Origin of the sequence: Aureimonas sp. AU40 (genome assembly GCF_001463785.1) — a bacterium.
Lineage (GTDB): Bacteria > Pseudomonadota > Alphaproteobacteria > Rhizobiales > Rhizobiaceae > Aureimonas.
On record NZ_BBWL01000005.1, the window covers coordinates 50,427 to 66,748 of the forward strand.

The window sequence follows — 16,322 nt, forward strand, 5'->3', positions numbered from 1 at the left end:
TTCGGGAGTTTTTCAGCGAATGGATCTGGGGATCAAGGGGCGCGTCGCGCTCATCACGGGCGCCGACGGAGGCATGGGTTTCGCCGTGGCGAAGCTGCTGGCGGAAGAGGGCGTGAAGCTCGTTCTCGCCGACAAGAAGCTGGACGAGGCGCTGGCGCGCAGAGGCGAACTGCCGGAGGACACGGCGATCGTCCAGGCCGATCTGACGCGGCAGGGCGATGCCGACGGGATCGTCGCCGAGGCCCTACGCCGCTTCGGCAAGCTGGACATCGCGGTCCACACGGCCGGCATCACGGGCGCCAAGGGTGATCCGTTGGAACTCACCGACGCCGACTACGAGGAAGCCTGGCAGACCGACTTCCTTGCCGCCGTGCGCGTCGCCCGCGCCGCGATCCCTCAGATGAAGAAGGGCCAGTGGGGCCGCTTCGTCTGCATCACCTCGGAAAACGCCGTGCAGCCCTATTGGGAGGAGGCGACCTACAATGTCGCCAAGGCCGGGCTCGCCACCTTCGCCAAGGGCCTGTCCTACAAGCTCGCGGCCGACGGCATTCTGGTCAACACGGTGGCCCCGGCCTTCATCGAGACGGCGATGACCGACGAGATGATGGAAAAGCGTGCGGCCGAACGCGGCACGACCAAGGACGAGGCGATTCGCTCGTTTCTCGAGGAAGAGCGGCCTGGCATCGTGCAGAAGCGGCGCGGGCGGGTGGGGGAGGTTGCTGCCGCCGTCGCGCTTCTCGTCTCCGAGCGCGCCTCCTTCATTAACGGGTCCAACATCCGGGTCGATGGCGGGTCGGTTCAGGCCGTTCAGAACTGAGCGAATGCAAGACGGGCGGCCCCAGGGCCGCCCGTCGCGCTCTTAACCCAGCGCCTCAGCTATGCTTGCCCGGGTCGATCATCGGGCCGTCGATGCGGCTGGGGGCGATGGGATCGGACGTCGGGAAGGTTTCCTCCAACGCCTCGTCCAGCTTCTCGTCCTCGGTCATCACGCGCTCCTGCCCGCCGGGCGTCACGCCCTCCAATGCGGAGGCGCGCTCAGTCGTCGCGTCGTCGGCATTCTTCGGATCGCTGTCTGTCATCGAGACCTCCCTATTCCCTCTAGGAATGGAGGCGAGCCCTGGGGTGTTCCAAGCCTGGGGAAGAACCCCCGGTGCTTTTTCCCGGGCGCGGCGACTGTCCTTCGCGAGGCGCAAGCTTTAGCATCGTTCCAAATCGGCGACGGCGCATGGTCCGGCGCCGAGGTCTTGGAGGACGGGAGAACCCATGGCGATCCAGATGCCCAAGCCCAGCGGCGAAATTCTCGGCCGCCGGGCCGAGATCGTGTCGGCGCTGCGCGCTATCGTACCGGGCGAGGGCGTGGTGGACGCCAGCGTCGAGATGCGCGTGTTCGAGACCGACGCGCTCACCGCCTATCGCCAGATGCCGCTCGCCGTCGTCCTGCCCGAAACGGTGGCCGAGGTCGCCGCCGTGCTTCGCTATTGCCACGCCAACCGCATTCCCGTCGTGCCGCGCGGCTCGGGCACCTCGCTGTCGGGCGGCTCGCTGCCGCTGGAGGACGGGGTGCTTCTCGTCCTGTCGCGCTTCAACCGCATTCTGGAGGTGGATTTCGACAATCGCTGCGCCGTGGTGCAGCCGGGCGTCACCAATCTCGGCATCACCCGCGCGGTAGAGCATGCCGGCTTTTACTACGCGCCCGACCCGTCCTCGCAGATCGCCTGTTCCATCGGCGGCAACGTGGCGGAGAATTCCGGCGGCGTGCACTGCCTGAAATACGGGCTGACGGCCAACAACGTGCTGGGCGTCGAGTTCGTCACCATGGAGGGCGAGGTCATCCGCCTCGGCGGCAAGCATCTCGACTCGGAAGGCTACGACCTGCTCGGCCTGATCACGGGCTCGGAAGGGCTGCTCGGCGTCGTGACCGAGGTCACCGTTCGCATTCTCCAGGCGCCGGAAACGGCGCGCGCCGTCTTAATCGGCTTTCCCACGTCCGAACAGGCCGGCGCCTGCGTCGCCGAGATCATTGCGCAAGGCATCATCCCCGGCGGCATGGAGATGATGGACCGGCCCGCCATCCACGCGGCGGAGGCCTTCGTCCATGCCGGCTATCCCTTGGATGTCGAGGCGCTCCTGATCGTGGAACTCGACGGGGTGAAGGCCGAGGTCGACCATCTCCTGTCCGAGGTCGAGGGCATCGCCACCAAGAATGGTGCCACCACGGCGCGCGTGTCGCAGTCGGCCGAGGAGCGGATGCGCTTCTGGGCCGGGCGCAAGGCGGCTTTCCCGGCGGTCGGACGCATCTCGCCGGACTATCTCTGCATGGACGGCACGATCCCGCGCAAGGAGTTGCCGCGCGTCCTGGCCGGCATGAAGGCCCTGGGGGAGAAATACGGGCTCGCCGTCGCCAACGTCTTCCATGCCGGCGACGGAAACCTTCACCCACTGATTCTCTACGACGCCTCCAAGAGCGACGAACTGCAGCGCGCCGAGGATTTCGGCGCCGACATCCTGCGCCTTTGCGTCGAGGTCGGCGGTGTGCTCACCGGCGAGCACGGGGTCGGCATCGAGAAGCGCGACCTCATGCCCGAAATGTTCGGCGAGGACGATCTGAAGCATCAGATCCGCGTCAAATGCGCCTTCGACGAGCGCCACTTGCTGAACCCCGGCAAGGTCTTTCCCGTCCTGCATCGCTGCGCCGAGCTTGGCCGGCTGCATGTCCACAAGGGCCAGCTGCCCTTTCCTGACCTGCCGAGGTTCTGATTCGAATGTCCGTTCTGTCGAACTCGGCCCTCGCGCCGGATTGTCTTCGCCCGGACAGTGTCGAGGCGCTGCGCGACATGGTGGCCGAAGCGCTCGCCCGCGAGGAGCCGCTCGCCGTCGAGGGCCAGGGCTCCAAGGCCGGCCTCGGGCGCCCCGTCCAGGCCGCGCGCACCCTGTCGCTGACGGGCCTTTCCGGCGTCAATTTCTACGAGCCGGAAGAGCTCGTGATCTCCGCCAAGGCGGGCACGCCGATCGCCGAGATCCAGGCGCTGCTCGCCGAGCGCGGCCAGCGCTTCGACTTCGAGCCGATGGATTACGGCCCGCTGCACGGCCGGCCGGCGGGGCAGGGCACGATCGGCGGCGTGCTCGCCTGCAACCTGTCCGGCCCGCGCCGGCTCAAGCAGGGCGCGGCGCGCGACCATATTCTGGGCGTCACCGCCGTTTCCGGGCGCGGCGAGATCTTCCGCTCCGGCGGGCGCGTGGTGAAGAACGTCACGGGCTACGACCTTTCCAAGGGCATGGCCGGCTCCTTCGGCACGCTTGCCGTCTTCGCCGACGTGATCTTCAAGACCATGCCACGCTCCCCTGCCGAGACGACGCTGATCGTCCGCGATCTCGCGGACGGCGAGGCGGCGGAGGCGATGAGCGCGGCGCTCGGCTCCTCGGTCGAGGCGTCCGGCGCGGCGCATCTGCCCTATGGCGTGGCGGGGCGGGTGCTGGGCGGCGCGCTCGGGCGCGACCCCGCGACCGCCATCCGGCTCGACGGGTTCGGCCCCTCCGTCTCGGCCCGGGCCGCGCATCTCGGCACCGCGCTTGCCCGCGTGGGCCGGCTGGAGCAGCTGGAAGGCGAGCGCTCGGAGGCCTTCTGGCGCGACATCCGCGACGTCGCGCCCTTCGCGGACGGCACCGACAGCGCGGTCTGGCGCGTCTCGCTGCCGCCCATGGCAGGGCCGGACTTCGTCATGGCGCTGCGTATGAACGCGGCGGCGGATGCCTTCTACGACTGGCAGGGCGGCCTCGTCTGGCTGCGCATGGACGCAGGCCTCGCCGAGGCCGATCTGATCCGCACGCTCGTCGCCCGCCATGGCGGCGGCCACGCCACGCTGGTGCGCGCGCCGGAAGGGGAGCGCCTGTCGCTGCCCGTGTTCCAGCCCCAGCCCGGCCCGCTCGCCGCCCTGTCCCGCCGTTTGAAGGATCAGTTCGATCCCGCCGGCATCCTCAATCCCGGCCGGATGGCATGATCTGATGCAGACCTCCTTCACCCCCGCCGCGCTCAGCGATCCCGACACCGCCGAAAGCGCCTCGATCATCCGCAAATGCGTTCATTGCGGCTTCTGCACGGCGACCTGCCCGACCTATGTGACGCTCGGCAACGAGCTGGATAGCCCGCGCGGGCGCATCTATCTCGTCAAGGACATGCTGGAGAACGGGCGCCCGGCGGACGAGCGCACGGTCAAGCATATCGACCGCTGCCTGTCCTGCCTCGCCTGCATGACGACCTGCCCTTCGGGCGTGAACTACATGCATCTCGTGGACCACGCTCGCGCCCATATCGAGCGCACCTACAAGCGCCCGCTGATCGACCGTGTCATCCGCGAGATGCTCGCCCGCGTTCTGCCCTATCCCCAGCGCTTCCGCTGGAGCCTGAAGCTCGCGCGTCTCGCCCGGCCCTTCGCGGACGCGCTGGGCGGCGTGGCGCCGCTGAAGCCGCTGGCGGCCATGCTGAAGCTCGCGCCCGCCGCCGTGCCGCCGGCCTCGGCCAACGATCGGCCGGGCCTGCGCACGGCCGAGGGCGTCGTGCGAAAGCGCGTCGCGCTCCTGCGCGGCTGCGCCCAGTCCGTGCTCGATCCCGGCATCAACGAGGCGACGGTGCGGCTGCTGACCCGGCTCGGCGTCGAGATCGTCCTGCCCGAAGGGGAGGGCTGCTGCGGCGCGCTGACCCACCACATGGGCCGGGAAGAGGAAGCGCTCGACTTCGCCCGGCGCAATGTCGACGTCTGGGCCCGCGAGGTGGAGCGCTCCAAGCTCGACGCTATCGTCATCACCGCGTCCGGCTGCGGCACCGTCATCAAGGATTACGGCCATATGCTGCGGCTCGACCCGGCCTATGCCGAGAAGGCCGCTCTCGTTTCCAGCCTTGCCAAGGACGTGACGGAGTTCCTTTCCACGTTCGACCTGCCCCTGCCGGAAAATCCGGTGGAGGCGATCGTCGCCTATCATTCCGCCTGCTCCATGCAGCACGGACAGAAGATCACGCAGGCGCCGAAAACCCTGCTGGCCCAGGCCGGTTTCACCGTGCGCGACGTGCCGGAAGGGCATCTGTGCTGCGGCTCCGCCGGCACCTACAACATTCTCCAGCCGGAGATTTCCGCCAAGCTGCGCGACCGCAAGGTCGGGAATATCGAGCGCGTGAAGCCCGACCTCATCGCCACCGGCAATATCGGCTGCATGACGCAGATCGGCTCGGGCACCTCGATCCCGATCCTCCACACCGTGGAGCTTCTGGACTGGGCCTTCGGCGGCGAGCCGCCCGCCAAGCTCGCCGGTCGTTCGTTCCCGCGCATGGCAAGGCCCGTCGCCGCCGAATAAAGGAAGGCCCGCGCGAGTTGCGGGCTTTTCGACGTGCCGGAGCGCTTATCCCAGCGCTTCGCATCGCGAGAGAATCCGGTCGACGACCTCGGCGAGCGGCAGGGTCGCGTCGATGGGGATCGCGTTCTCGGGAAGGTCTTCTTTCGACGCGTGCAGCCGCGCGATCATCTCTCGCTCGCCGGGCGTCCCGCCCAACTCGTCGGCGGGTCTCGCCGCGAGCCGCCGGTTCAACGTCCCCAAATCGACGTCGAGGACGAAGATCCCGTCGAAGAGATGGATGAACTTTGAAAAGTTTCGCGAGCCGCCGCAGAAGAAGGTGATCGGCTGGCTGCGGTCCGAAACCAGGGACCCGAGTTTTTCGAGATCCCAGATGTGGTTCTTATGCTTCGAGCCGGGCAGGGGCTCGCCGGTCTCCGGGTCGCCTTGATAGGCCAATTCCCTGTCGCCATGGATGGCGTGAAAGCCGCGACGCTTGAGTTCCTCGCAGACGCTGGTCTTGCCGGTGCCGGACACGCCCTCGATCAGATAGTTTCTCCGCCCCATCCTTCGGCTCCGATCTCCGGCCTGTTCTGGTCGCGAATCCGAACGCGCCTCGCGGCGGGTCCTTTCCGGCTGCGAAGGGAGCTTACGCAAAAGGCCCGCCGAGTGGGCGGGCCTTCTTGTCGTTCCGCGAGGGGGTGCCGCGATCAGCCGCCGAACACGGCGGCGAGCAGGCCTCGACCCGCCGGGCGCATCGTGCCGGTCTCGGCATAGACGCCGTTGCCGGACTGGCCGGGGCCGAGCACGATCACCTTGGTGCCGCGATCGGCGCGCTCGTAGAGATGCGTCACGTCCTCGTTCATCATGCGGATGCAGCCCGACGACATGTTGAGGCCGATCGTCCAGGGCTGGTTGGTGCCGTGGATGCGGAACATCGAGTCGCCGCCACCGCCGCCGCGATAGAGATACATGGCGCGGGCGCCGAGCGGATTGTCCGGGCCGCCGGCCATGTAGGCGGGCAGGATGTGGCCCTTGGCGCGCTCGCGGGCGACCATCGTGGCCGGCGGCGTCCAGCCCGGCCATTCGGCCTTGCGACCGATCTTCATCGTGCCGCCCCAGGCGAAGCCTTCCTTGCCGACGCCCACGCCGTAGCGCGTCGCCGTGCCGCCGGCTTCCACGAAGTAGAGGAACTTGCGGTCGGTATCGATGATGATCGTGCCCGGCTTTTCCTTGGTGGACAGGCGCACGCTCTGGCGCTTGAAGCGCGGATCGACCGGGCGCATGGCCTGCGGCTGGCGCGCCACGCGAACCGGGGCCCGGCCGAGCGAGGCGCCGCCGCTGGACACCACGGCGCGGCTATCGCCCGAGGTCGATACCCAGGTCTGCGAGGAGTGGTCGAAATAGCGGGTGTCGGCGCTGGCGCCGCCGGCCAGGGCCAGGGTGGCGAGACCCGCCAGCGCTACCGTTTTCAGGGAAATGAGACGCATCGAACGATCCTTCGAAACCGGCGAAAAGTTGAATGAAAACAGAGCCGTCCTGGAGATAGTCTGCCGGCCTTATCGTGAGGGGAACATGGGGCGCGAGACAATGTCGGGACCGGTCCCGCGCCCGTTTTGCATGAGATGTTGCGCTCAGAGCACAACCACGCGCGTGCCGACCGGGACACGCTCGTAGAGATCGCTCACGTCCTCGTTGCGCATGCGGATGCAGCCCGACGACACGGCCTGGCCGATGGTCCAGGGCTGGTTGGTGCCGTGGATGCGGTAGAGCGAGGAGCCGAGATACAGCGCGCGGGCGCCCAGCGGATTTTCGATGCCGCCTTCCATGCGCGCGGGCAGGATGCGGCCCTTGGCGCGCTCGCGCGCGACCATCTCGGAGGGCGGTGTCCAGTCCGGCCACTCCGCCTTGCGGCTGACGCGGTGCGAGCCGGCCCATTCGAAGCCCGGCTTGCCGACGCCCACGCCGTAGCGCGTCGCCCGGCCGCCGGCCTCGACGAGGTAAAGAAAGCGCGCCTGCGTATCGATGACGATCGTGCCCGGCTCGTAGCCGGAATAGACGACTTCCTGCGGCAGGAAGGCGGGGTCGAGCCCGCGCGGCTGCGTCTGGCGCGGCGCGGCGGCCATGCTGCGGGCGGGCGCGCCCGCGCTGGCGAACAGAGGCTGGCGCTCGCGGCGGCGCTCTGCGCGCGGGCGCGGCGGGGGGCCGGGCTCGGCGCCGAGCACGATGGGCTGCGCGTTCTGGTAGGAGCCGAGCGGCTCCACCGGGCCGCCGTCGCGGCGCACCACGCCGACGGGAATGTTGCCGTCGAAGATCACCGTGCCGGCGGGGTAGCCGCGCGTCAGCTTGGGATTCTGGTAGCCCGGCACGACGCCGCTGCCGGGGCTGAGCTGGAGAACGCGCTGGGCCGCATCCTCACGGTCGAGCGAAAGCGGGCGGCGGTCGCGCGCATCGGCGGCGGAGCCGGCGGCAAGAACGAGCGAAAGCGCCAGAAGGCGGCGGGCGAACATCGGCGGACACCTCGGAAACGTCGCGGGGCTCGAAAAGGGCGAGCCGCTTTGGGATGAGAATGCCGCCCCAAATCCGAGCGATTGGTGAATCCGCGCGCCTTGGCCCTCCGGTTCCGCCTCCCCTGTCCCAACGTGGTGAACGCGCCGCTAACGCTGCGTCACAATCCCAGGCGTCGCCTGTTGTCGCGCAGCACCGCCGGGAGCAGCGGCTCGGCGTCGGCAAGGCTCATGCCGGGGCGAAGACGGCTGTCGTAGAGCATGTTGACGAGGAGGCGATCGTAGGGCGTGAAGCTGGTGAGCTTCGAGGTGTCGTTGAAGACGCTCTGCGGCGCGTCGGTGTTGTCGTTGAGCGGCCCCAGACCCTGCAGCACCTCCTCGATCAGGCAGCGGCGAAACAGGAGATCGCCCTCGTCCGAGACGATGATGGCGTCCGAACGCGTGATGCCGGCACGCCCGTAGCTGGAGCGCACGATGCAGTTGCCCGGCGTGCGGCCGAAGGGGCGGTGATAGACCGCGCGCCCGGTGCGCTGGTAATCGTCGCGGTCCACGACATGGACCACGAAATTGGCCGGCTCGCCCCGGCCCGCCATGGCGATGTCGAGCCCTTTCACCTGCCGGGCGAGCTGGCGCACGAAGGTCGCCACCGCCGGCTTGCGATCGATCTTGGCGGGGTTTTCGACGCGCACGCGAACCGGCGCCGCGAATTTCTTGAGATAGCTGGAATCGCTGAGAGGCCCCGTGATCTCGGCGCCGAACACCACCGCCTCGAAACCGCGAATCATCGCCTCGTCGCCGGGCAGGCGCTGGGCGCGGGCCGGCTGCGCGGCCAGGAGCAGCGCCAGACCGAAGGCCAGCAGGAGGGCGGTTCGGCAGGTGAGGGCAGCCAAGAGGCGAAACGGAAGCGGGCGGACGGACATGGGCAGACTCGTTCGGCGTGTTCGCCTCGTTTGTGCGGCGCGGGGCGCGCGGAGGCAAGTCGCCTTCGAGGTGAAGCTCGGGGGAGGGCGCTTGCGCCCCGCGCCGACCGCGCGGCACAAGGAGGCATGAGCGAAACCAGCGACCTTCCTTCCGAATCGGGTCTGCGCCTCGGGGCGGACGGCGAGACCCGCTGCGCCTGGGCGGGCGCGGGCGAGGACTATATCCGCTACCACGACGGCGAATGGGGCCGGCCCACCGCCGACGACACCCAGCTCTTCGAGAAGCTGTGCCTCGAGGGGTTCCAGGCCGGGCTCTCTTGGATCACGATCCTGCGCAAGCGGGAGCGCTTTCGCGAGCGGTTCGAAGGGTTCCAGATCGAGCGCGTCGCCGGCTTCGACGAGGCGCGGATCGAGGCGATCCTCGCCGACCCCGGCGTGGTGCGCCACCGCGCCAAGATCGCCTCCACGATCAACAACGCCCGGCGGGCGCTGGCGCTGCGCGAGAAGACGGGCAGCAGTCTCGCCAGCTTCCTCTGGCGCTTCGAGCCGCTCCCTGAGGAACGCCCGGAGCGCATGACGCTCGCCTGGGCGCGGGCCAACCCGGAAACGCCGGCCTCGCGGCGGCTATCCAAGGCGCTGCGGGCGGAAGGCTTCTCCTTCGTCGGCCCGACCACGGCCTATGCGTTCATGCAGTCCATGGGCTTCGTGAACGACCATATGGAGGAGTGTTGCGCGCAGGGCGCGTGCGAGGCGGCGCGGCGAAACTTCATTCGGCCGCGCTGAAACGGGCTCCAGCCTTGCCGCTCCCGCGCCCGATGGGCTAGGACGCCGGGTAACTCGTTTCTTATCCAGCGTTCAGGCAGTTCCATGGCCCCCAAGAAGCCCTCCCGCGTGAAGGCGCGCCAGCCGCGCGGCTTCGTGGATCGCACGTCCGCCGATCTCCTGGCGCAGGAGCGCATGCTCGCTACGATCCGCCGCGTCTACGAGACCTATGGTTTCGAGCCGGTGGAGACGCCCTTCTTCGAATACACCGACGCGCTCGGCAAGTTCCTGCCCGACTCGGACCGGCCCAACGAGGGCGTCTTCTCCTTGCAGGACGACGACGAGGAATGGCTGTCGCTGCGCTACGACCTGACGGCGCCGCTCGCCCGCCATGTGGCGGAGAATTTCGAGGACCTGCCCAAGCCCTACCGCTCCTACCGGGCGGGCTATGTCTTTCGCAACGAGAAGCCCGGCCCCGGCCGCTTCCGCCAGTTTATGCAGTTCGACGCCGATATCGTGGGCGCGCCCAACGTCTCGGCCGATGCCGAGATGGCCATGATGATGGCCGACACGATGGAGGCGCTCGGCATTGAGCGCGGCCAGTATGTGATCCGGGTGAACAACCGCAAGGTGCTGGATGCTCTTCTTGATGCGGTGGGTCTCGAAGGCGATCCAGCGCGCCGTTTGACGGTACTGCGGGCGCTCGACAAATTTGATAAGTTTAAAGTTGAAGGCGTATGCCTGCTGCTCGGTCCCGGACGTCTGGATGAGAGCGGCGGCAAGGGGGACTTCACAAAAGGCGCCGGACTCAACGACGAGCAGATCAGCATGCTCGTGAACACGCTGGGGTGGGGCACTCCTGGTTCAGGTTCTATGAGTTCAGCACCGCAAGGCGATGGGATCACAATCGAGAATTTGTTCGAAGCCCTTCGGCAGGCGGGAGTTTCTACCGCTGGTGCTGAGGAACTGCGAGACATCTATCTGATGGTTGATCGCGCCGGATATTCCGACGGGCGCGTGAAGATCGACCCTTCCGTCGTGCGCGGCCTCGAATATTACACCGGCCCGGTCTTCGAAGCCGAACTCCTGTTCGATGTCGTGAACGAGAAGGGTCAGAAGGTGCAGTTCGGCTCGGTCGGCGGCGGCGGGCGCTATGACGGGCTGGTGTCGCGCTTCATGTCGACGCCGGTTCCCGCCACGGGCTTCTCGATCGGCGTCTCGCGCCTTCAGACCGCGCTCAAGAATCTCGGCCGTCTCGGCAATGCCGCGTTGCCCGGCCCCGTGGTCGTCACCGTGATGGACCGGGACCGCATGGCCGACTACCAGCGCATGGCGACGCTTCTGCGCCGCGAGCTGAACGGCGAGGGCCAGCCGCTCGTCCCGGTCGAGGTGTTCCAGGGCAACCCCAAGCAGTTCGGCAAGCAGCTGCAATATGCCGACCGGCGCGGCGCGCCCGTCGTCGTCATCCAGGGCGGAGACGAGAAGGCGGCCGGCAAGGTGCAGGTGAAGGACCTCGTGGAAGGCAAGCGCGTCGCCGCCGGGATCGAGGACAATGCCGAATGGCGCGAGGCGCGCGCGGGGCAGGAACTGGTGGACGAGAGCGATCTGGTCGAGGCCGTCCGGCGCATTCTGGCGCGCCAGGCGTCCGAGACGCGGTGAGGGCCGGTTCATGAGCGGGGAGCAGGCATGAGCCGGCTGTTTCCGGCGGCCGAGAGCGGCACGCCCTTCGACGGCGCGCTGGCGCGATTCTTCGTCTCGGTCGGCGCCTCGCTGGTGTCGACGCCGCTCCTCCAACGCGCCGAGCCCTATCTCGACACGGCGGGCGAGGACCTGCGCCGGCGCATCTTTCTGACGCGCGGCGAGGGCGGCGAGACGCTGTGCCTGCGGCCTGACTTCACCATTCCGGTCTGCCTTGCCCATATCGCGGGCGAGGCCGGCCTGCCGCGCCGCTACGCCTATAACGGCCCGGTGTTCCGCCAGCGGCGGGGCGAGCCGGCGGAGTTCCGGCAGGCGGGCATCGAGAATCTGGGCGATGGCGACCGGGCCGAGGCGGATGCCGCGACGCTGGCCGAAGCGCTGACGGCGCTCGCCGCCTGCGGCCTCAACGATCCTGGAACGCTCGACATCACGATCGGCGACCAGGGCCTGTTCGAGGCCGTGTTGAAGGCGCTGGACCTGCCCGCCGGCTGGCAGCGCCGCTTGATCCGCACCTTCGGTCAGAACGACCTTCTCGCCCGCGCGCTGGAAACGCTGGCGAGCGACCGCTCCGGCGATGTCGCCGGCATCGACGCGGACGCGCTGGCGCTGGCGCGGGACGGGCGCCTGCTCGAACTGGAGGCGCTGGTGGCCGAGCGCATGGGCGCGGCTGGCCTGCCGCCCAATCGCAGCCGCAGCGCCGCCGAGATCGCCGCGCGCCTTGCCGAGAAGGTGCGCCTGTCCGACACACGCCTGCGCGGCGCGGCGCTGGAGCGGCTGCGCGCCTTCCTGTCGCTGGACTGCCCGGTGTCGGAGGCCTCCGAGCGGCTTCGCGCCTTATCTCGCGAGCACGGGCTGGATCTCGCCGGGGCGCTCGCCTTCTTCGAGGCGCGGGCCGAGGCGCTGTCGCGCGCCGGGGTCGATCTCTCGACGCTGCGCTACCGCGCCGCCTTCGGCCGCACGCTCGACTACTACACCGGCTTCGTCTTCGAGATCGCCCGGCCGGGCTTTGCCGGGCCGCTCACCGGCGGCGGGCGCTACGACCGGCTCGTTTCCTATCTCGGCGCGCGCGAGCCGATCCCTGCCGTGGGCTTCGCGCTTTATCTCGACCGTCTCTCGCTGACGCAGGAAGGCGCGCGCCCATGACGCTGACCCTCGCCATTCCGTCCAAGGGCCGGCTCAAGGACCAGTGCGTGGCCTCCCTCGCCAAAGCCGGCATTCTCGTCCACGCCAGCGAGGACGCGCGCTCCTATCGCACCCGCGTCGAGGGCGCCGAGGGGCTGGAGGTTCTGCTTCTTTCGGCCTCCGAGATCGCGCGCGAGCTGCGCGACGGGGCGATCGACCTCGGCGTGACGGGCGAGGACCTCCTGCGCGAGACCATGCCCGATTTCGACGAGCGCGGCCGCATCGTCTCACGACTCGGCTTCGGCCATGCCGACGTGGTGGTGGCCGTGCCCGACAGCTGGCTTGACGTCGAGACGATGGAGGATCTGGGCGACGTCGCCGCCGGCTATCGCGCCGCGCATGGGCGGCGCCTTCGCATCGCCACCAAATATTGGCGCCTGACGCAGGGCTTCTTCACCAAGAGCCACGGCATCCAAAGCTATCGCATTGTGGAAAGCCTCGGCGCTACCGAAGGCGCGCCGGCCGCCGGCTCCGCCGACATCATCGTGGACATCACGTCCACCGGCTCGACGCTGACGGCCAACCATCTGCGCATCCTGAAGGACGGCACGATCCTTCGCTCCGAAGCCTGCCTCGCCTTGGCAGCCAAGCCGCGCAGCGCGGACGACGATGCGCGCCTCGCGGCGCTCCTGCCGCGCTTCGAAGCCTGAAAACGCGAAACGGCCGCCCGAAGGCGGCCGTCCCGATCTCCGTTAGGGCGTAGGCTCAGACGCGGCGCGAGCGCGCGTCGATCGAGTAGGCACCGGCGCCAGCAGTCGCGAGGGCCAGGAAGCCGCCGCACAGGCCGAGATTCTTCATCAGCTGCGTCGACTGGTCGGGGCCGAGATGAGCGACCAGCGCGGTCGCCACGCAGAACACGGCGAGAACCGAGGCGACGATGCGGACCTGGAAGCCGACGAGGATCGCGAGCCCGCCGAAGAACTCCAGCGCGCCGACGAGATAGGCCAGCGCCACGCCACCGGGCAGGCCCAGATTGCCGAGATAGCCGGCAAAGCCAGCCGCGCCGGCCAGCTTGCCGAAGCCGGACACGATGAAGAGAATCGACAGGAGAATGCGGGCGAGAAGAAGCAGACCGGAGTTCATGAGAGCGTCCATCGACACGGAGTTGTGATGGCGCAGAGTGACCGAGGGCCGCCGCCGAAGATAGCGATTCTTTGCAAGACTGATCGTCAACGAAAAACGCCCCAATCCGAAGATTGGGGCGTTTCCAAAGTCCAATGACTTGGCGTTCGATTAGCCCGGTCGGGTCATCGCCGCCGGATCGACGATCCGGTCGTAATCCTCGCCGGAGACCAGACCGGAGGCGAGGGCCTCCTCGCGCAAGGTCGTGCCCTTCTTGTGCGCGGTCTTGGCGATGTTCGCGGCGTTGTCGTAGCCGATCGTCGGCGCCAGCGCCGTCACCAGCATGAGCGACTGCTGCATGAGGTCCTTGATCCGGTCCTCGTTTGCCTTGATCCCGTCCACGCAATGCTCGCGGAACGAGTCCATGCCGTCCGCCAGGAGGCGGATCGTGGAGATCACGGCGTTGGCGATTACCGGCTTGAAGACGTTCAACTCGAAATGGCCCTGCGAGGCTGCGACCGTCACGGTCGTCTCGTGGCCGAACACCTCGGCCGCGACCATGGTCAGCGCTTCGCATTGGGTCGGGTTGACCTTGCCCGGCATGATCGAGGAGCCCGGCTCGTTCTCGGGCAGCGAGAGTTCGCCCAGGCCGGAGCGCGGGCCGGAGCCGAGGAAGCGGATGTCGTTGGCGATCTTGAAGAGATCGGTAGCGAGCGCGTTGAGCGAGCCGTGGAAGAAGGCCAGCGCACCGTGCGAGGCCAGCGCCTCGAACTTGTTCTCGGCGGTGCGGAAGGGCAGGCCGGTGAGCGAGGCGATCTCGTCGGCGATCTTCACGTCGAAGCCGACCGGGGCGTTGAGGCCGGTGCCGACCGCCGTGCCGCCCTGCGCCAGCGCGAAGACGTCGTAGAGCGCCTTCTCGATCCGGATCTTGCCGAGCTGGAGCGCTGCGGCGTAGCCGGAGAACTCCTGGCCGAGCGTGATCGGCGTCGCATCTTGCGTGTGGGTGCGGCCGATCTTGATGATGTGGTCGAATTCATTCGCCTTGGCGTCAAGCGAAGCGTGCAGCGCGTCGATCGCCGGCAGGATGCGCTTGGTGGTCTCGATCGCCACGGCGACGTGGATCGCGGTCGGGAACACGTCGTTGGACGACTGGCCCATATTGACGTGGTCGTTCGGGTGGATCGGCTTCTTGGAGCCCATCTCGCCGCCCAGCATCTCGATGCCGCGGTTGGAGATGACCTCGTTGACGTTCATATTGGTCTGCGTGCCCGAGCCGGTCTGGTAGACCACGAGCGGGAAATGATCGTCGAGCTTGCCGGAGATCACCTCGTCGGCCGCCGTCTCGATCGTCCCGGCGATCCCGCCGTCGAGCTTGCCCATGGCGCGGTTGACGCGCGCTGCGGCCTTCTTGACCGTGGCGAGGGCGTGGATAACGGCGATCGGCTGCTTGTCGGTGCCGATGCGGAAATTGTTGAGCGAGCGCTCGGTCTGCGCCCCCCAGTAGCGGTCGCTCGCGACGTCGATCGCGCCGATCGAATCGGTCTCGCGTCTGGTGCTGGTCATCGGTCTTCCCCTCGCGACAAGGCGCCCGCTGATCCTATCTGGATGGGGCACCCTCGCGCGGTTATCACGACAGGCCAGCGGCGCGAAACCCTTTGCCGCAACGAAAAAGAGCCAGCCTTGCGGCTGGCTCCTTCTTCAAACGGTTCAGGTGCGCTCAGTGCTTGGCGCCGACCTGATCCTTTACGGCGTCCTTGACCTTGCCGTAGTTCTTCTCGGTCTTGCCCTCGACCTGGTCGGCCATGCCTTCGGCCTGGAGACGTTCGTTACCGACGAGCTTGCCGACGCCTTCCTTGATCTTGCCACCGACTTCCTTGGCGCCACCAGAAATTTCGTTCTTGTCGACCATGATCGTCTCCTCAAGATTGTATCGGACGGCGTGTCCGACTTTCGAAAAGGAGAACCGCCGAGGGGTGCGATCCGTTCCAGACCCGGCATTACATTTTGGAAAGGATTCCATAGAGCTGCTGCAGCGCCAGCGCGCAGATCAACAGGCCGACGATGCGCAGGAGCAGGCGCTCGGGGATGCGCTTCACGGCATAGCCGGCGAGCGGCGCAGCCAGAACGCCGCCCGCGATCAGGCCGAGAACCGACAGGGCGTGGTCTGTGAGATCCCCCGCTTCTTCCCAATGCCCCGTCAGCAGCGCGACGAGGAAGGACAGCGAGACCGAAAGCGTGATCAGGAACTCGGCCGCGTTCACCGTGCCGATGACATAGCGCGGCTGGCCGCCGGCCCCGAGCAGGCCGGAGGTGACGATCGGCCCCCATCCGCCGCCGCCGACCGAATCGAGAAAGCCGCCCGCAGCGCCCAGCGGCGGCACGAGCGCCATCGGCGTCTGGGCGCGTGGCAGCTTGCGGAAGGAGCGCAGCGTCAGCATCACGCCGATCACCGCGAGATAGGCCGCGACGAAGGGGCGGATCGAGGAACTGTCGATCGAGGTGAGGACATAGGTGCCGAGCACCGCGCCGAGGACGCCGAAGGGCACGAGGCGCCAGAACAGCTTCCAGTCGATATTGCGATTGGCGATATGGGCCGTGCCGGAGGCGGCCGTGGTGAAGAGCTCGGCCGTGTGGACGGACGCGGAGGCGACCGACGGCGGCACGCCGAAGCTCATGAGAACCGTGGAGGAGATGACGCCATAGGCCATGCCGAGCGCGCCGTCGACGAGCTGCGCCAGCGACCCGACGAAGAAGAAGATGAGAAATTCGCTCATGCGGCGTCCTGATGCGACGAGGCCGACGCCCCGGGTTTCGGGCGCTCTTAGACTCGAAAACACCCTTCGGCGCCAGCGCGGGCCGATCACGCCCG

17 protein-coding genes are annotated in these 16,322 nt (G+C 68.1%); 8 read left to right on the top strand and 9 right to left on the bottom strand.

Annotated elements, in window-relative coordinates; translation table 11 throughout:
- Positions 1 to 19 precede the first annotated feature (19 nt).
- Complete coding sequence (locus AUL32_RS02255) at positions 20 to 817, top strand: SDR family NAD(P)-dependent oxidoreductase (protein WP_062111378.1); 798 nt, start codon at positions 20 to 22, stop codon at positions 815 to 817.
- Between the two features lie 55 nt (positions 818 to 872).
- Here the strand turns inward: AUL32_RS02255 and AUL32_RS02260 are convergent, their stop codons facing one another.
- Positions 873 to 1,079: a hypothetical protein gene (locus AUL32_RS02260; RefSeq protein ID WP_062111380.1), complete on the bottom strand. Its 207-nt coding sequence runs from the start codon at positions 1,077 to 1,079 to the stop codon at positions 873 to 875.
- A gap of 184 nt (positions 1,080 to 1,263) precedes the next feature.
- Between AUL32_RS02260 and AUL32_RS02265 the strand changes: the two genes are divergently transcribed.
- The 3 genes from AUL32_RS02265 to glcF are packed head-to-tail and all read left to right on the top strand — an operon-like array spanning position 1,264 to position 5,346.
- Positions 1,264 to 2,757, top strand: coding sequence for an FAD-linked oxidase C-terminal domain-containing protein (locus AUL32_RS02265; RefSeq protein WP_062111382.1), 1,494 nt, complete (start codon positions 1,264 to 1,266; stop codon positions 2,755 to 2,757).
- A gap of 5 nt (positions 2,758 to 2,762) precedes the next feature.
- Entirely contained in the window at positions 2,763 to 3,998 is a 1,236-nt protein-coding gene (gene glcE, locus AUL32_RS02270; RefSeq protein ID WP_062111384.1) for a glycolate oxidase subunit GlcE, read from the top strand.
- Between the two features lie 4 nt (positions 3,999 to 4,002).
- The gene (glcF, locus tag AUL32_RS02275) at positions 4,003 to 5,346 is read left to right on the top strand and encodes a glycolate oxidase subunit GlcF (protein ID WP_062111386.1); all 1,344 of its coding nucleotides are present in this window, start codon (positions 4,003 to 4,005) and stop codon (positions 5,344 to 5,346) included.
- A gap of 45 nt (positions 5,347 to 5,391) precedes the next feature.
- Here glcF and AUL32_RS02280 read toward each other — a convergent pair whose 3' ends face one another.
- The 4 genes from AUL32_RS02280 to AUL32_RS02295 all read right to left on the bottom strand — a co-directional run bounded on the left by AUL32_RS02280 (position 5,392) and on the right by AUL32_RS02295 (position 8,749).
- Positions 5,392 to 5,889: an AAA family ATPase gene (locus tag AUL32_RS02280; protein WP_062111388.1), complete on the bottom strand. Its 498-nt coding sequence runs from the start codon at positions 5,887 to 5,889 to the stop codon at positions 5,392 to 5,394.
- A gap of 143 nt (positions 5,890 to 6,032) precedes the next feature.
- The gene (locus AUL32_RS02285; protein ID WP_062111390.1) at positions 6,033 to 6,812 is read right to left on the bottom strand and encodes a L,D-transpeptidase; all 780 of its coding nucleotides are present in this window, start codon (positions 6,810 to 6,812) and stop codon (positions 6,033 to 6,035) included.
- 144 nt (positions 6,813 to 6,956) lie between these two features.
- On the bottom strand, positions 6,957 to 7,832 hold the full coding sequence (locus AUL32_RS24405; protein ID WP_062111392.1) for a L,D-transpeptidase: 876 nt from the start codon (positions 7,830 to 7,832) through the stop codon (positions 6,957 to 6,959).
- A gap of 158 nt (positions 7,833 to 7,990) precedes the next feature.
- Positions 7,991 to 8,749 (bottom strand): DUF2927 domain-containing protein, encoded by a 759-nt coding sequence (locus AUL32_RS02295; RefSeq protein WP_062111394.1) that lies wholly within the window; start codon positions 8,747 to 8,749, stop codon positions 7,991 to 7,993.
- Between the two features lie 126 nt (positions 8,750 to 8,875).
- Between AUL32_RS02295 and AUL32_RS02300 the strand changes: the two genes are divergently transcribed.
- The 4 genes from AUL32_RS02300 (at position 8,876) to hisG (ending at position 13,041) form a co-directional block, all read left to right on the top strand.
- Positions 8,876 to 9,532: a DNA-3-methyladenine glycosylase I gene (locus AUL32_RS02300; RefSeq protein WP_062111396.1), complete on the top strand. Its 657-nt coding sequence runs from the start codon at positions 8,876 to 8,878 to the stop codon at positions 9,530 to 9,532.
- A gap of 84 nt (positions 9,533 to 9,616) precedes the next feature.
- Positions 9,617 to 11,170: a histidine--tRNA ligase gene (gene hisS / locus AUL32_RS02305; RefSeq protein ID WP_062111398.1), complete on the top strand. Its 1,554-nt coding sequence runs from the start codon at positions 9,617 to 9,619 to the stop codon at positions 11,168 to 11,170.
- Between the two features lie 27 nt (positions 11,171 to 11,197).
- Positions 11,198 to 12,352: an ATP phosphoribosyltransferase regulatory subunit gene (locus AUL32_RS02310; RefSeq protein ID WP_062111400.1), complete on the top strand. Its 1,155-nt coding sequence runs from the start codon at positions 11,198 to 11,200 to the stop codon at positions 12,350 to 12,352.
- Entirely contained in the window at positions 12,349 to 13,041 is a 693-nt protein-coding gene (gene hisG / locus AUL32_RS02315) for an ATP phosphoribosyltransferase (RefSeq protein WP_062111402.1), read from the top strand. The genes AUL32_RS02310 and hisG overlap by 4 nt, the downstream gene beginning before the upstream one ends.
- Before the next feature lie 55 nt (positions 13,042 to 13,096).
- Here hisG and AUL32_RS02320 read toward each other — a convergent pair whose 3' ends face one another.
- From AUL32_RS02320 to AUL32_RS02335, 4 genes are all read right to left on the bottom strand, one after another.
- Positions 13,097 to 13,474, bottom strand: a complete 378-nt coding sequence (locus AUL32_RS02320) for a DoxX family protein (RefSeq protein WP_244493067.1) — start codon at positions 13,472 to 13,474, stop codon at positions 13,097 to 13,099.
- A gap of 150 nt (positions 13,475 to 13,624) precedes the next feature.
- Complete coding sequence (gene fumC / locus AUL32_RS02325) at positions 13,625 to 15,016, bottom strand: class II fumarate hydratase (protein WP_062111404.1); 1,392 nt, start codon at positions 15,014 to 15,016, stop codon at positions 13,625 to 13,627.
- Between the two features lie 154 nt (positions 15,017 to 15,170).
- Positions 15,171 to 15,362: a CsbD family protein gene (locus AUL32_RS02330; protein WP_061974563.1), complete on the bottom strand. Its 192-nt coding sequence runs from the start codon at positions 15,360 to 15,362 to the stop codon at positions 15,171 to 15,173.
- Positions 15,363 to 15,450: 88 nt separating this feature from the next.
- Complete coding sequence (locus AUL32_RS02335; RefSeq protein WP_062111406.1) at positions 15,451 to 16,227, bottom strand: sulfite exporter TauE/SafE family protein; 777 nt, start codon at positions 16,225 to 16,227, stop codon at positions 15,451 to 15,453.
- Positions 16,228 to 16,322: the final 95 nt, after the last annotated feature.